Genomic DNA, 15893 nt, shown 5'->3' on the forward strand with positions numbered 1-15893 from the left:
TTGGCTTCGGCCTTATACATGCCACAGCGCACGATTGTGAGGGCGTTCGATATCATTGAGGACGGCAGGACATGGAGCACGTGACCAATCGATATGTCGAAGCGGTCGGCCGGATTAGTGAGGGGCTTTACGCGCGTACAGACCTTAAAGATGCCATTCGGTTCACAATAGCGACAGCTCTGGAATTAGTGCAAGCTGAGGCGGGCGCGGTCCTGCTTAAGACTGTTGGCAGCCAAGAACTCGTATGCTTTGACGCTATCGGCGCTACGGCGACAACGGTCGTCGGGGCCTCTGTCTTTTCGTCCTGCGAAGGTGAAATGGTCACGGATGTGAAAGGGGATCCACGACACCTGTCCATAGTGGACGTTGCAATAGGACAGGTCACACGGCAGATCATCGTGGTGCCCTTAAAACGTTGGAATGGCGAGCCACTTGGCGTCCTCCAAATTCTCAACAAAAAAGATACTGTGTTCACCAAAGAAGATGCGGACATCCTGGCGATCGTCAGCGCGCTTGCCACGGCGGTGATCGAACAGATGCGGTCGATGGAAGCCCTTCGTCAAGGTGAAACTCAGTTGAGAGAGGCTCAGAAAATGGAGGCCATAGGTAGCCTCGCCGGCGGTATCGCGCACGATTTCAACAACCTCGTGACCGTCATTCTTGGCTACTCTGAGATGCTGCTGTCAGCGTCTTTCGATGAAGCACGCTGGCGTCGTGATCTAGCACAGATACGGGAAGCTGGCGAACGTGCGGCAGGACTGACACGACAATTATTGGCCTTCAGCCGCCGACAAGTGTTGCGCCCGACCATTGTGGACGTCAACGAAGCCATCCTCGGTATGGCAGCGATGCTTCAGCAGCTGGTGGGCGAGGACATCCAGGTAGTGACAAATCTTGATTCGACATCCCGAAACATTGAGATTGACCGAAGTCAGCTCGAACAGATCATTATGAACCTGGCGGTCAATGCTCGGGACGCCATGGAGCACGGCGGTCGGTTGGAATTCCAAACGGAACATGCACACGTGTCCGAAGTCAGTCCGTTGTCCATCAGTCCGGGGAACTATGTGGTTGTCACCGTCAGCGATACTGGCTGCGGTATGGATCCGCTCATACAGTCCCAAGTCTTTGAGCCGTTTTTTACGACGAAGCCGCAGGGGAAGGGAACTGGATTAGGGTTGTCGACTGTGTACGGAATCGTCAAGCAAAGCGGTGGGACCATCACGATACAGAGCGAGGTCGGGAAGGGGACGCTCTTTACAATCTATCTACCGGCCAGCTCAAAACGCGTCGACCGACCGGCTGACTCATCGACGCCTCAATCGGAGGCAAATGGGACGATTCTGCTTGTGGAAGATGAACCGGCTGTTCGCACGCTCGTCGCTCAACTGTTACAACTGACCGGATACCATGTAATCGAAGCGACGCATGGGTTTGAGGCGTTACAACGAATTCAGACTCTCCTTAATCCACCGGATCTTATCCTCACAGATGTGGTGATGCCACAAATGAGTGGAATAGACCTCATTCACCAGGTGCGCCAGCGATATCCGAACATCAAGGTGCTGTACATGTCGGGTTATTCCGATCATCATGCGCTCAAGCGCGATGTATTGACTGGCGTTGCGTTTCTACAAAAGCCGTTCACCCCCGTTGGCCTTACTGAGGCGGTGAGACAAGCGATCCAAGGAAACCTAAAAGATGTCTGTATCAATTGATAGCTGTCCTAAATGGCTTTGGACAACCGAAGTTCTGCTGCCAGCTTGATGCCCTTATTCGAGCTGTCGCCTAAGATACGGGTTGTCCTACGATCTGTCTTTCTAAAGGCGGTTCAATCCCGCCCAAATCGTGTCTCATGGTTTCCGCCGCGCTATCATGCGGCGGCATCCATGCTTGGAATGCCCTGATCCTCATCCGTGTGTCATTACGCCTATCGTTTTACCTCACTACAAGCGCCTCAAGCTGAGACACATAGGAGGATCCGGCTCACGGCTCTCAAGTGCCATATCTGGCACCGAAGGGTAGTACTCTCTTAGGGCTACCCCAAAGGAGCAGGTATGCGGACAGGTAGAGCCATGACAAGCCTATACCTTGAGTCCCAGGTAGAGATGAAAAGAGAATCGTAGTTTCCTTAACCACGGCGTTTCTCTCCATGACGCTTATATCCTCGTATTTTGTGCCTGCCTTGCACACGATCTTGCTATTCACTGTAGGCTTTATAGCAACGGTCCAATGCAATAGCTAAGTATTCAAGGCTTCGCTGTGCGGAATGCTTCGTCTGTTGTTGTATTTCCAATGAGGTAGCATGCCGTTTTATGATCTCCAAGGCTTCATACGGGTGCAGGTCATCATAGCTAGAATGCGCCTCCATCCAATAATAGGCCTTTTTGTCGAGACAGACGCCTTCTTGGCCTTGATACCGGGCAAACCCTTTTACCATTATGGATGCAATGCCCTGTGTCACCCCTTCGATGGCATAATTCGTGGCCGCCACTGCCTCGACAAAGCTTCCCCGGTTCGTAATCGACCACAACCAATGGGTTAATATTTCCACCTCTGGAAGGATCGGTGTGGTCATTAATTCTTCCTTCGTGACCCCGAATCCATTTGCCATATCAATCCATTGGTCTGCATGTCTCTTTTCAACCCTAAGATTATCAATCAAGAAGGCTCGTGAAGCGGGGTCGGGAGCTTTCGCCAAGTACGTTGCCATAAATTGCGGGAAGTATTCGATGAAGGGATAAAACTGTATGCTCCAACCCCGCACTTGCTTCAATGATAATGCGCCGGTAGATGTTTCCTGAACCAGCCTTGACTGCCATATCGCTTCACGATATGGCTTCAAGTCTTCATCCATTTCCAAAACCCAGGATGGGTTCGGCGTAAGCTTCTTTCCGCGCTTGAGGCGCATCTTCCCCGTCTTTTCGGGTACCACCTCACTGAACGGACGGGGGATACCAGCATCAGGCAGTATGGCTGTCGTTTGTTCATGAAGATGAAGAGCCTCGAGTGCCAGATAATCCTTTGAAACCTGAAATGTGATGAGCGACTGCTTTACGGAACCGGGGTGCGCTTTGAGTTCTTGAATTGCCGAATCGAGTATTTTTTGTTCAAAGGGGCGGAGCGCAACAAACTTTATGCCGTAAGTTCGTGCAGTGTTTTTGTCGGTCGCGTGTCCGTAAACAACCTGTCCAGCTACGTTCAGATAAAAGTCTTCACCTATCGTGCAGCGAATGCAAAGCGGAGCTCCTTCAGGCAGACCCACACCGGTCACGATGCGTAAGCCTCCTAGGCCAATATCCAGGCAGCGGCCCATCACTACCTTTCCCGGCGCTAACGTACGAACCGTTAGCGGTAGGATCTCTCGATTCGTTCGTCGACGCTGAGGGACAGGAGATAGCATTACACTCGATGTCCCTGAGAATGACTCATGCCGGCCCTGAACTGCGATGGTGCGTTCGATTTCCACGGTATCCTCCTTGATTCAATTCATGCACAGTATCAATAAACAACTAGGAGGCGTGATGCTATTCACCTGTAGGACTAGGACATTGGTCTGGCAGACACGACATCACGCCGCACCGGCACGCCTCCGATGATGACTCAGCCGATCAAAACGGCGTAGCCGGAAAAACGAGAGAACGGCGGGTTGCCAAATTGTGGGGAGATCTGGGAGTTTGAATTAGCACTAGAGAGCCTAACACTGTTTGCTTCTAGACTATGCCTTCTTCAAACCATGCATTGCTGGCGCGGCGTTAAATTGCAGACGTGATGAGGTATAACCAAAAGGTGTGGAAATAGGAAAGAGGCGGTGTATCCTCACGGGTGACGAAACCCAAGCAGCCGGGAAACCCGGCCACTCACAGGAGGACCACCGCCATGAAGCAGCAGAGCACAGAGGTCAGAGAAGCGTCAAGCGTGCAGTGGGGAAATTTAGAAGCGTGGCTCCGAACACAGGTACAAGGATTCATCCAGCAGATTCTGGACGAAGAAGTCAGTGTCTTCTTAGCGCGGTCCAAATCGCAGCGCCAGACGCCGATCGCGGGTGGCGGCTATCGCAACGGCTATGGCAAGCCGCGCCAGCTGACCCTCAGTTGCGGCACGATTACGGTGCGCCGGCCACGAGTGCGCGACAGTGAGGCTCGATTTGTGAGTCATGTCCTGCCCCTGTTCAAGCGCAAGAGTACAGCGATCGAGGCGCTCGTGCCCGAGCTCTACCTCCATGGGCTGGCGCAAGGCGACTTTGATCTGGCGCTCCGTGGGCTCTTGGGGGGACCCGCCCCGCTCTCTAGCTCCACGGTCGCGCGGCTCAAAGACAGTGGCACACGGAACTGGCGAGGTGGCACACCCGGCCCCTGGAGGATCTCGAAGTGGTGTATCTCTGGGTGGACGGGATCTATGTGAAAGCCGGCTTAGAGAAGGACAAGGCCGCGCTGATAGTAGTCCTGGCCGCCTTGAGTGATGGCCGCAAAGTCGTGCTGGCCGTCACCCCGGGGCACCGGGAATCGACCGCGAGCTGGGCCGCGGTGTTACGCGATCTGCGCGATCGCGGGCTGCGGGCCCCTCGTCTAATCATCGGCGACGGGCATCTAGGCGTTTGGAGCGCCGTGCGTCACGTGTATCCCGAGGCTGCAGAACAGCGGTGCTGGAATCACCGGCTCCTCAATGTCCTCGATAAACTCCCCAAGCGGCAGCAGAGCGCGGCCAACGCGTGGCTGTGCCCGATCCCGTACGCGCCGACTCGTCGGGAAGCGGACCAGCGACGCGACCAGTTTCTGCACTGGTGTCAGCACCAGGGATATCTCGACGCGGCGCGGTGTCTGGAGGCGGATTGGGATCGGCTCGTGGCGTTCTATCAGTTCCCACAGCCGCACTGGCAACATCTAAGGACGACGAATCCCGTGGAGTCGCCGTTTGCGGCCGCTCGATTGCGCACCGATGCGGCGAAGCGATTTCGGCTGGTCAAGAATGCCACGGCGGTCATTTGGAAGATGCTGTTAGTCGCCGAACAGGCGTTCCGCCGGGTCAAACATCCGGAGTTGATGCCGGCGGTGTATCGCGGAGCTATGTTCGTAGACGGAATCGAAATGACCAAAGAGGTCGCCGCCTAATTTCCATTTACACACTTTTTGACAAGACCTCAGACGTGATCACGACCCTTAGCTAAGCACTAAGAGCGGTTCACGGAGCGGTTGTGGCATGTGGCCCCTTGACCAACAGCCGACGAGCTGTCGTCAATTACTGTGTAAATAGAAATTAGGCAGGCGACCTCTTTGTTTACCAATATGCCATTGACGAATGTTCCGCCACGATAGAAGGCGGGCCTCAGCTCAAGATGCTTCATACGACGGAGCACGCGAGGTATCCTGGCCGCTGAACCGTGATCGTCCCACAGTGGGCGTCAATCCGGTTCCCATGGCCATTACGAGAGCCGGCCTCCGCATGGACCTGACCCCGTCGCGGGGAGTTTTGCCGTCTCAAAAACACCGGTGATTTCCTCTTCTAGCACGTGCTCGACAAACTCTTGGACATGAGCCCGACCCTATGCTTTCATGTTCTCCCATGTGGCGCTTGACGCCTTTGTATTTGCTATCCTGTGCTCCCCCTGGCGGTGTCCTCCTCCGTTGCGCAGTCGTGTTTCTCGGCTGCTTGGATTTCGTCACTGCCGAGGATACACCGCCTCTTTTTTATTTCCCCATCGTGTAGTTATACCTCCGTCTGTCCCTCCGAAGAACCGACAGTCCATTTGCCCAGATTATGACAGCGACCGTTTTGGTCGTCTGTTATCAATAATAACTAGGGCGTTGAAGATTCAAGGAGGCACTATGCGACAAGCTTTGATGATGGCTGCAGTTAGTCTGCTATTGGTGGTCAGCACATTCGATACGACCCATGCTCGGGATAAGAGCGGGGTGTTGAAGGGAAGTGACTTAATCGGAATGAAGGTGGAGGGCGCGGACGGTAAAAAACTCGGGGACATTAAGGACTTGGTGGTCGACCCAACGGACGGAGACATCGATTATGCCGTCTTAGATTACGGCGGCTTTTTAGGGGTTGGCGATAAATACTTTGCGGTTCCATGGGAGGCACTCCAGTTCAGCCCTGATGGGAAAAAAGTGATCCTTGACGTCACGAAAAAGGATCTCAAGCAGGCGCCTGGCTTCGATAAAAAGCACTGGCCGGATCTGAGCAGTCAGGACCAGGCTATTGTGATTTATGAATTCTATGGCGTTCCGATGACGGATGAAGGCGCCGGCTCTCTGAAGGGCTCCAAGACGCACTAAGAACTTATGCCGTTGGCTCGCGTTGGAGAGTTCACCGCTTCATTCTACTGCGGCTTCGGAATGGTATATGGGTAGAGCTACATCGATGCCTTCGCATTCAGTGGGCATCGGGCGTGAGCCGAAGAAAAATGCGATTATGCCGACTGCGTTGCCGGTGTGCGTCGCCATCTTGACGTGAAGATTTCAAAGGACGAACGTACCCCCAAAGGCTCGGCAGTGCTCGCGTCCGAAGTCCTTCCCATTGATCTCAGCGCTTCAGCGGGTTCTAGTCTTTACTGAGAAGCGCTTTACAAAGTTTTCCCTGATGCGCTTTGGTGGGCGCTTTATTCATACTGCGCTCATAATTTTAACAGGCCGCTCCCCCTGTGCTGTCGCGTTGAACCTTTCGATCACTGAGTATTTGTTGCGTGATGGCCTTCTCTTCCTCACAGATCTCAAGCTTTCGACACTCCATTTCCTCACAACTTGAGGCCGACCAGCTCCTTCACAGCGGGGGTCATCCACAGCGTCATGACGGGCAGGATCACTCTTTGCTCCATCAATCCCCCTCTATATTTGATCTCCGTGAGCGCTGCATTGGCCGACTAGGCTTTCTTTATCCGCAATTCGGCGTCACAACTTAATGATTAAGACGGAGAGCGGATAGCCAATGCCTGCTTTGCCGCGAATCTGTGCGTCGGACGCTCTACGCGTTCCATTGGTAAGAAGAGAGACAGGTAATTCGCTAGGCGTTACCGCTGGTCAAAGCCTATGCCAGATGGAGAAAGGATGCCCCTCTTCCAGTCGAAGATTCCCGGCCATGGGACTACGGACACTGATGGATTGTCGTACGACTAAGGTGCTATTGCCAGGCGCTCCTCACGGATCGGCTTAATCCAGGAGGAAGGATATCGAAGGCTACGGCAGTCGGGCCATCACTTTGTTAGGGTCTTCATGGTCACGCCATCGATTAGTGCCGATCGAAGAAGCGCCACACGCCATTGCTATGTTCCAATAGGAGAATGGGAGAGGTCTGAGGACTACCGATCAACATCAAATGGTTTCGGGTTTTGTCATACAACATTTGGGCGTAATAGAAGTTACTCCCGGGCTACGGAAACAGCGGCTACGGAAACAGACACGCCGCATGATCTTGTGTCAGCGAAGTACCGAGAACGGCCAAGACAGCATTCACTTTCTCCAGATGGGGAGGCGCCTGGTTGTAGCGGCTACCGTGCCGTTGGCTCTTGGTCTGGCGGGAGTTTTTTATGTTGTCACGATTAAGCTGACTTATTTGACTCTAATCCGACAAGTCACCGCCATGGTTGTCTTTCTGGGCATCTGTAGCCTCTGTACGGCTGCAGTTGGTACCGGGTCATGATAAAAGGGCTGAGGCGGTATATCGCAGGCGTACTATTCAGTGGAATGCTGATGAGCTGCTGCCGACCCGTGTTCCCTGAATGGGCGGTGTCCCCGAAGTCCCTCCGGCTCCAAGTCACAATGACTGTTGCGGAACTGGGCTCACTAAAAAAGGGCCAGGAAGTCCTTCTGGGAGGGATGCTCATTGAAGCACACGATGGCAACGAGATCCTCCTTATTGTGCGTCAGTTGCCATTACGAGAGGACCTCGGTGCCGGGCCATTAGATACAACACTCACTGGGCTGCTATATGCCATTCGTTTTCACGGTCACCTTGATAAGCAGGCGTTGGATTGGCAGAACAAGTTGATCGTGACCGGCGACTTTCGCGGGATAGATAAGGTCCCGGCGGAGGGTAAGATACGGAGCCTGCCGATGATCATCGCCCGGTGCGTAGAAATTTGGCGCACGCAAACCTTTTCGATCTCAGACTTTCCATTCTTAGCGTCAGGCTATAGTTCCCTCCGTCAGGATGTGTATTGTTCCGACCGACAAATCATTCACAAATACCCCAGACACTAAATGGTGGAATGGGAGAGGCTTGGCGACGCCGAGATTATACCGTCCGACATTCCTGAATCGCTTCCTACGCAAAGGGCCTATTTCACTGGCCATTCACTGAAGTGATTTAGCATAGCAGCCACGCGTCCGGTTCATCTCGCCATTTATTCACACCCTTTCGGCCAGCTAGAACTTCTCTTCAAGTATTAGTCTGGTTACGACACGTTGACAGGGAGGCGCGCTATGGGGGTTTCCAGGTTGATGAAGGAGCCTTTCGTGGTGTTATCTGCTCTTCGCTCGATCTCTGCGGTCCGTTTGGTCGCATCGCAGCTGCACAGCCTTCCCATATTGTTTTCTGTAATCTCAAATGCCCCGTATCCGCAATACCTAACTCAATAGTTGTATCATCAGAAGCTGTGGACCCGGGCTCCCAAGGAAGCCGCTCGGTGGTCGTTTGCTTTATCGTGCCGGAATATTGCGCGAGTGATTAGTCCACGATACGATACCGCTAAGCGAGGTGATTCATTCATTCGACTGATCGCGATGATTCTGTTAAGCACAAGTTGAATTCTGGTGTCGCAGCACGGCCATGGAGGAGGGCGGCGATGCATCGGCGCAGAGTGTTCTTATGGTATGCAAAGCCAATTGTAGGGATGGTACTAACTGCGGCGCTTTGCTGTTGGGGAGAGATCAAAGCTGAACCGCTCGATCGTCTCGTTGAAGAGGGCGTTCAGATCCTAAAGGAGAAACACGAAATCCTGCATCTTCAGATAATGCGGCAATTGGATGTCAGGCAGGCTCAAGAGAAGCTGTTGGCAAGCAGGCAACGGTGGGAACAATACACTCGGAAGCTGCCGCCACAGAAGCAAGCGGCGATTTTGGATCGAATCAAGAAGAAAGATGCTGTCGTTCTCGCTGATTTGCAACGGAAGTGGGCTGCAGAGGGGCTTCAGTTGCAGAAGTAGGCGCAGCACAACAGGGCGAGATATACTCGGATCCGATGGATCTTTCGTGACTTACTGTGCGTCCGAGTTCAGTCGGCGATGACGGCCATGCCTGCGTGTACGCTGAATTAGCAGAGGCCGGATGTCTAGGCTGAGCTAACCTTCACCGTCGTCAGAACAGAGCGCGACTAGTGTTGCTGAGTCAACCCACCTTTGCTGTCTACGTCCCGTGCAGCGGGAGCCAGAACCGATGCCTCCTCCGGCCGCTCCTGTGTTTGCGGAGGATGGCTCTCCGTCATTCTAGTGGAAGTCATCTCGCTACACGATGCAAGGATCAGAGTCATCATTAGGATACTGAAGCAGATACGAGCCGAAGTCATCGTTGCCTCCCTTGTTAAACACCACCTTCTCATGCGGATTGTCAGTGCGCTTCGCGACTGTTGGCGGCTCGCTCAGACACTTCGGGCCGGCTGAACACGCTCATAAAGAGCCCGGAGAAACGGCCGCTCGTGCTGTGTTCTATGAAGCGTCATCCCTGAATTGGCTTCTGATCCTGAACAAGGCTAATCCGTTCGCCCGGGCTCACGTATACAAATCTAAACTCCTGGCTCATCGTAGGCAATTCACCGTGCGCAATGATTCCCAAAGTCTCGATGGAAACATTAGCAGTTTTTGTATTAGGGCGGAAGCTAGTCGGTTAAAAGCCAAGATCGTGGTCCACCACGAGCACCGCCGGACGCCTCTGTACGAGAATAGCCGAACATACCTAGCGGAATCGGGTTCATCCTATCCTCTATATCGAGAAATGAGTGTTCTTTTTGAATGGCGGGATAAGAATCTCAGCCGAGGTCTATGGACACTACTCTGCTATGTCGTCGCTATCCTGTTCTCACTCGTTTGAACATTTGTCTATCTACTGGATGATCTTATCTTAAAAGCCATACGGGAGTATGTTGGATTGGCAATTGACCAACACTGTGCCAGTGTAATTGCGAAGGAGGTGTGAATGGATCTAATGCAAATCAGACTCCTGCCGCCCTTTCTTGGAGCCCGACCATTCGAACCGTTTCATATGCCAGGGGGATAGTTGGTGAAAAAGCGGGAGTTTATCGAGTGATCAAAAAACAGGCGGTGCAAAGAAGTGCCTACTATCCTTGCCAAGCATGAATTGTTATGCTCCCCTGGCGGTATTAATGCTTCCTTAGAGTTATGACAGCCAGAGAGGTTACGCATGGCGCATCGGGAAGGTAAAAAGAAAAAGCCAACCGCGGCAAAACAATCAGAAAGCGGGACAAGAAAGGCGTCAAGAAATCCTAAAATGGCTATTACCAACGACCAGTTTCGACTGATGGTGGACGCTGTAACTGACTATGCCATTTACATGCTTACCCCAGACGGTCGTATTGCGACTTGGAATCCAGGCGCTCAACGGTTGAAGCGATATACGGAGTCCGAGGTGATTGGCAGGCACTATTCAATGTTCTTTCCGAATGATGCGATTGAAGCCGGTAAGCCAGACCACGAACTTGAACGAGCGAGACTCGACGGCCGGTTTGAAGAGGAGGGCTGGCGTGTTCGCAAAATAGGACCGCCATTTTGGGCGAATGTGGTTCTAACGCCTGTATACCAGGACGGTGAACTCCGCGGGTATGTCAAAATCACAAGGGACCTTACTGAACGCAAGGCTGCAGAGGACGCACTACGGCAAAGTCAACAATGGCTGCTTACTACCCTGCAGAGCATAGGAGATGCAGTGATCGCCACGGATGCCGCCGGAGACGTGAAGCTCATCAATCCGGTCGCTCAGTCGTTAACTGGATGGACGCAAGACGCGGCACAAGGCCAACCGCTCGACAAAGTCTTCGTGATCGTGAATGAAGAGACTCGTCGGCCCGTGACGAGTCCATTCTACAAAGCTGTTTCCACTGGAGGGATCGTTGGTTTAGCGAACCACACTGTCTTAATAGCCCGCGATGGTACGGAACATGCCATTGCTGACAGCGCCGCACCGATTTTGGACGCCAACAAATCCATTATTGGTGTGGTGATCGTTTTTCGGAAAGGGCGCGCTGACTAGCATGAATAGTTATGTAAAAGTTAACCAATCGGCATCGCACATGCGCCAGCCGTTCACGTCCCGCGACGCGCCCATGTCTTTGTTCTGTCCGCCTTGTCGGTTTTCAGTCACTTGTTAATTTAGTTTAACGTCGTTAAATGCGAGGTCGCCGAAAGGACTGCGTTGGTCTTTGCGTCTTGGGCACAATGCCGGCACTCTGTGACATCGCCTCCTAGTCCATCCACGATTGTGGAGGTTCCGAAGCTTCCACTTGGACTGCACACTCCTTCACCATGACTCAGTTGAGATCAAATATGATGGCGTGCGAGAGCGGCTCCCACCGAGAGAAGCAACTTGAGTGTATAGTAAGAGTTGCGCCAATATCGCATATTATTTAAGTAGTTTATAGCAGTAGACGTCGCATAATGCCATTTGGGCCTAGCCAACGAGACTTGTAAAGCGATTGAATAGTGTTCAGCTCTCCACTCTTCCCACATCCTTCTTCTGTCTTTTAAGAACCTCTGTCTCTTGATCTGCACGGCCTCGGTCTACCGGCGGTGTCCTACACCTCGCACCTTTCAGAAATACAAGTATTAGTAAAGCAGGCTCCATATTCTCCGTATCATTCATTTGCCACTTGAATTCTGCCACAGTTTTAAACGGATACAAGAAAGAGCCAACTTTATGGCAAGGCCGCCAAGACGGCGAGAGACAAGCGGCCCCTAGCTAGTTATTTGACGTTACTGGTCTTACAGAAAAGGCATCACAGCACCACTTTCCCTGGTGTGGCGGCGAAGCTAAAAACGCAGCATTCTAGAAAGGTGCGGATCGTTGCCTAAGGGTAATGGAAGGATAGACGCCGGAAGGAGGTGAACACCGTGTGGACGTAGCAACAGTGTCAGTGGTCATACCTGTTTTCTGAGCTTTCCTGATGAAGAGCTCAATATCACTTGAAGATCGACGAGCCGGAGGACCGGAGCGGATCCCCCTTGGACGCCACGGGGAGGGCTGGCACGAGCAACACTCACGACCATGGAACCGAAGCTTCCAACGGTGCTAAGGACCCAAGCCCCGAACCATTGCTACGGTAGCTCCATGACAGGACTGCTCCAATTCTGAACGTCTGATCCGATAAGGAGGTTTTGATGGATATCCTAAAGCTACAAGTTGAAGAGCTGGAAGAGCGGATCGCGCCGGCTATCACTCCGGTAACGACGCTAACAAATGGCGGCGGCAACGAGCCCCAAGGCCACGGGGCAAGCAATGGGCAAGGGATCGATGAGACGACGACGAATGTGAATCCGTCCGGCAGCGCGCCTCCCGGCCAGAACAAGTAGGCGCACGTGTGGGGCGTCGGCGTACCGACGCCCCGGACATTAGGCGAACGTTCACGCCCAATCGTCGACGTACGGAGGTTCAGATGGATACCCTCAAGCTACAAGTAGAAGAACTGGAAGAGCGGATCGCGCCGGCTATCGTCCAAGTCAACGGGGGCGGCAACACCCCGAACGGCAATGCCAACGGGATCCCCGCCGAGAACCCGGCTGGCCATCAGCCTCCCGGCCAGAACAAATAAGCGCAGTTGTGGGGGGCGCGTACCGGCGCCCCTGACTCACACAAACGTTTCTTTGGTGCAGGTGAGGACCACCACGATGAACAATAACGGGAAGTGCGAGGGAGGTGATGAAGATGTGGATATGAAGCGACCCATGCAGGAATTCGAAAACTCTCAATGAGACAGTTGGTTTTCATTCGCAGCGGCAAGGAGGTTCTCATGGGTGCTCTCAACTTGAAAATCGAAGAGCTGGAAGAGCGGATCGCGCCGAAGATTACGACCGAGTTGACAAATGGGGGCGGGAACGAGCCCCAAGGCGGCGGCGCAGCCAATGGGAATGGGATCGACCAGACGAATGTGAACCCGTCCGGCAGCGCGCCTCCCGGCCAGAACAAGTAAGTGCAGTTGTGGGGCGTCGGCGTGACGGCGCCCCATACGCCAATGTTCAATCAGACCGAGACAAACGCCCCGGACAATAACAATCGAAATGAGGTTTCCGGCGGGGTATTCAGTTGTCCAGTTGAGCCAGCGGCATATGGATCTTTCCACGGCCCTACCACAACTCCGTCACGATCTGCGTTTCAGCGAGCAGGCCACGCCCGAAGGACGTCTCTTTATCGTCAAAGATCCGCGTAATGACCGGTTCTTCAAGTTCCGTGAGGCGGAACATTTCATTGCTCGCCAATTCGACGGACGCACCTCGCTTGAAATGGTTGCGGGACGCGCCGAAACGCAGCTCAGCATGGCTGTCTCGACAGACTCCTTGAGGCCCTTCCTCGATCACCTTCATCGGCTCGGTCTCCTCGAGTCGCCGGACTGCCAAGGCGCTATGCCGCGGAATACCTCTGTGCGAGGCGATATCTTTGCCTTGCGATGGAAGGCCTATGACCCGGATCGCTTGTTGAATTGGCTCGTTCACAAGGTGTGGTTCTGCTTCACCCCCGCCTTCGTGATGTGCTCCGCCGGCCTTATGCTATTCGCGGTGGGCCTCAGCATCGTAAACGGCGGGGAGATTGCGCGTGACCTCAGGAGTCTTTATCGCGTCGAAAGCCTGTTCTTCTTTTGGGTCACTATTTTTGTCGCCACCACGTTGCACGAATTCGCACACGGCCTCACCTGCAAACGGTTCGGTGGCGAAGTCCATGAACTGGGGTTTATGCTGCTCTTTTTCCAGCCTGCCTTCTACTGCAATGTCAGCGATGCCTGGCTGTTTCCCGAGAAATGGAAGCGATTATGGGTGAGTGTCGCCGGTGTCTATTTCGAACTCACGCTGTGGGCGCTCTGCACGGTCGTCTGGCGTGTGACCGTCGCAGGCACCTGGCCGCATACGACCGCACTGATCATCATGGCTACCTCAGGACTCCAAAGTCTCTTCGACATGATCCCCCTCCTTAAGTTGGACGGCTACTACTTCCTCAGCGACTTGCTCGATGTCCCGAACCTCCGAAGCAGAGCGTTCCGCCATCTGCGCGCCACGCTCGCGCATGCCATGTTTCGCCGCCCCTGGGCGGCGTCGGAGATTCAAGACGCGACACCCCGTGAACGGAAGATCTATCTGATCTACAGCATCTTGGCCGCACTCTTTTCCGCCTGGCTGCTCGGCTCTCTAGCCTGGTGGCTAGGAGGCAGTTTAGTGCAACGGTATCAAGGATTCGGGTTCTTGCTCTTCGTCACCCTCGTCACGGCCGTCTTCCGACATCCATTGTGGCGCGCATGGAGAAGCGGGTTAGTGTGGCTTAAGACTGTCCCAACCGCCATCGGACGTTTGGGGACTTCTAAGCGGCCGGTGAAAGTGATGTTGCTCGTCGTCGTAACGTTCGCGTTTCTCGTCTTGGGCCGGCTCGAGCTGACCGTGTCCGGAGAGTTTAGGGTGCTCCCCATTGAAAATGCCGATGTCCGGGCAGAGGTCCCCGGTATCCTTGAAGAGGTCTTTGTGAATGAGGGGGATTTCGTCGAGACCCGTACAGTCATTGCGCGTCTCGCGGACCGCGACTATCGGTCCGAGCTGAAGGAGGTCAATGCCCAGCTCGATGAGAAACAGGCTCGATTGAGGTTGCTCCGGGTCGGAGCACGGCCCGAAGAAATCGAGGTGGCACGGAAAGCGGTGGCCGCGGCAAAAACGCGGCAGGAGCAGGCCCATAAGCGCTATGACGAATCCTCACAGTTTCGCACGGAGCGGTTAGCTCGTGCGACGGCCACCGTGGAGAAGAGTCGGGAGCGTCTGAAGTTCGCGGAGCATAATTTCGAGCGGGTGAAGGCCTTGTTTGGGCAAGGCTTCATCTCGAAGCGAGACAGTGACGATGTCGAGGAACAGCGGACGGTTCGTGAGAAGGAATTAGAAGAAGCAGAGGCCACGCTTCGACAAGTCCAGGCCGATACACTCTCGGAATTCGTGAAGGACTTGGCGACCACGGAGAAGGATTCGCATGAGGCACAAGCCAAGCTCACCCTTGTGTTGGCCGGCAGTCGGCAAGAGGATATCGACGCCACGAGGGCGGAGATCGCGCGGTTAGAGGCTCGACGGGATCATTTAGAAGAGCAGCTAGGACTGCTCCGTGTCATCGCTCCGCATCCGGGCGTGATCACGACTCCTCGCATCAAGGAAAAAGTTGGCCAATTGATCAGCAAGGGGGATCTCATCGCCGAGGTCCACGATCTCAGAATGATTGAAGCGGAAATCGCGATGCCCGAACAAGAGATTGCCGATCTCGCCGTTGGAGAAGCCGTGCGCCTCAAAGCTCGCGGATATCCCAGTGAAACATTTTCAGGGACGGTCACGGCAATCGCCCCCGCGGCGAGCGACCGGCAAGATCTCCCGGACTCTAAAATCCTCCGAGTACGAACGCTCATCGAGAACCGGTCCATGCTGCTACGGTCCGAGATGACCGGCAACGCCAAGATTTACTGTGGCAAACGCTCGATTCTCGAGCTCCTGACACGGCGGATTGTCCGATATATCAGAGTCGAATTCTGGTCTTGGTGGTAAGGAGTGTCATTTCCAATGGTCCGAGGTAAAGAAAACAGCGAGCGAATCAAAATAAATCCGGTCCACCTCCCAACGCTGGCAATGAATTGATGTAATGGCAGTCGCGAACACTGCCCTCCCCATTTATGTCTGTCAAGCATGCACCTTGCGGAACATAGCCCATTGATCG

Annotated in this window: 10 protein-coding genes and 1 pseudogene; 10 read left to right on the top strand and 1 reads right to left on the bottom strand. The window is 54.0% G+C overall.

Translation table 11 applies throughout. The annotated features are described in order from the left end of the window. The first annotated feature begins 71 nt into the window (after positions 1-71). A complete protein-coding gene (locus ACWHYZ_RS11840; RefSeq protein WP_447987448.1) occupies positions 72-1718 on the top strand; it encodes an ATP-binding protein in 1647 nt (548 codons plus the stop codon). A gap of 482 nt (positions 1719-2200) precedes the next feature. Here ACWHYZ_RS11840 and ACWHYZ_RS11845 read toward each other — a convergent pair whose 3' ends face one another. Then, positions 2201-3469, bottom strand: coding sequence for an iron-containing redox enzyme family protein (locus ACWHYZ_RS11845; RefSeq protein ID WP_447987449.1), 1269 nt, complete (start codon positions 3467-3469; stop codon positions 2201-2203). 410 nt (positions 3470-3879) lie between these two features. Between ACWHYZ_RS11845 and ACWHYZ_RS11850 the strand changes: the two are divergent. The 9 genes and pseudogenes from ACWHYZ_RS11850 (at position 3880) to ACWHYZ_RS11890 (ending at position 15724) form a co-directional block, all read left to right on the top strand. After that, a pseudogene (locus ACWHYZ_RS11850) lies at positions 3880-5111 on the top strand (IS256 family transposase). A gap of 714 nt (positions 5112-5825) precedes the next feature. Beyond that, positions 5826-6284 carry a PRC-barrel domain-containing protein gene (locus ACWHYZ_RS11855; protein WP_447987450.1) on the top strand — a complete coding sequence of 153 codons (459 nt, stop codon included), beginning with the start codon at positions 5826-5828 and terminating at the stop codon, positions 6282-6284. A gap of 1410 nt (positions 6285-7694) precedes the next feature. Beyond that, on the top strand, positions 7695-8204 hold the full coding sequence (locus ACWHYZ_RS11860; RefSeq protein ID WP_447987451.1) for a hypothetical protein: 510 nt from the start codon (positions 7695-7697) through the stop codon (positions 8202-8204). Positions 8205-8788: 584 nt separating this feature from the next. After that, positions 8789-9148 carry a hypothetical protein gene (locus tag ACWHYZ_RS11865; RefSeq protein WP_447987452.1) on the top strand — a complete coding sequence of 120 codons (360 nt, stop codon included), beginning with the start codon at positions 8789-8791 and terminating at the stop codon, positions 9146-9148. A gap of 1210 nt (positions 9149-10358) precedes the next feature. Then, positions 10359-11204 carry a PAS domain-containing protein gene (locus ACWHYZ_RS11870; RefSeq protein ID WP_447987453.1) on the top strand — a complete coding sequence of 282 codons (846 nt, stop codon included), beginning with the start codon at positions 10359-10361 and terminating at the stop codon, positions 11202-11204. A 1124-nt stretch (positions 11205-12328) separates the two neighbouring features. Then, positions 12329-12520: a hypothetical protein gene (locus tag ACWHYZ_RS11875; RefSeq protein ID WP_447987454.1), complete on the top strand. Its 192-nt coding sequence runs from the start codon at positions 12329-12331 to the stop codon at positions 12518-12520. 83 nt (positions 12521-12603) lie between these two features. Continuing rightward, the gene (locus ACWHYZ_RS11880; RefSeq protein ID WP_447987455.1) at positions 12604-12759 is read left to right on the top strand and encodes a hypothetical protein; all 156 of its coding nucleotides are present in this window, start codon (positions 12604-12606) and stop codon (positions 12757-12759) included. A gap of 198 nt (positions 12760-12957) precedes the next feature. Next, entirely contained in the window at positions 12958-13137 is a 180-nt protein-coding gene (locus ACWHYZ_RS11885; RefSeq protein ID WP_447987456.1) for a hypothetical protein, read from the top strand. Between the two features lie 136 nt (positions 13138-13273). After that, positions 13274-15724 carry an efflux RND transporter periplasmic adaptor subunit gene (locus tag ACWHYZ_RS11890; protein WP_447987457.1) on the top strand — a complete coding sequence of 817 codons (2451 nt, stop codon included), beginning with the start codon at positions 13274-13276 and terminating at the stop codon, positions 15722-15724. The last annotated feature ends 169 nt before the right edge of the window (positions 15725-15893 follow it).

Source organism: Nitrospira sp. Nam74 (genome assembly GCF_965152615.1).

Coding starts and splice junctions, on each gene's coding strand:
- ACWHYZ_RS11840 (WP_447987448.1), top strand. CDS start 72: ATGGAGCACGTGACCAATCGATATGTCGAAGCGGTCGGCCGGATTAGT.
- ACWHYZ_RS11855 (WP_447987450.1), top strand. CDS start 5,826: ATGCGACAAGCTTTGATGATGGCTGCAGTTAGTCTGCTATTGGTGGTC.
- ACWHYZ_RS11860 (WP_447987451.1), top strand. CDS start 7,695: ATGAGCTGCTGCCGACCCGTGTTCCCTGAATGGGCGGTGTCCCCGAAG.
- ACWHYZ_RS11865 (WP_447987452.1), top strand. CDS start 8,789: ATGCATCGGCGCAGAGTGTTCTTATGGTATGCAAAGCCAATTGTAGGG.
- ACWHYZ_RS11870 (WP_447987453.1), top strand. CDS start 10,359: ATGGCGCATCGGGAAGGTAAAAAGAAAAAGCCAACCGCGGCAAAACAA.
- ACWHYZ_RS11875 (WP_447987454.1), top strand. CDS start 12,329: ATGGATATCCTAAAGCTACAAGTTGAAGAGCTGGAAGAGCGGATCGCG.
- ACWHYZ_RS11880 (WP_447987455.1), top strand. CDS start 12,604: ATGGATACCCTCAAGCTACAAGTAGAAGAACTGGAAGAGCGGATCGCG.
- ACWHYZ_RS11885 (WP_447987456.1), top strand. CDS start 12,958: ATGGGTGCTCTCAACTTGAAAATCGAAGAGCTGGAAGAGCGGATCGCG.
- ACWHYZ_RS11890 (WP_447987457.1), top strand. CDS start 13,274: ATGGATCTTTCCACGGCCCTACCACAACTCCGTCACGATCTGCGTTTC.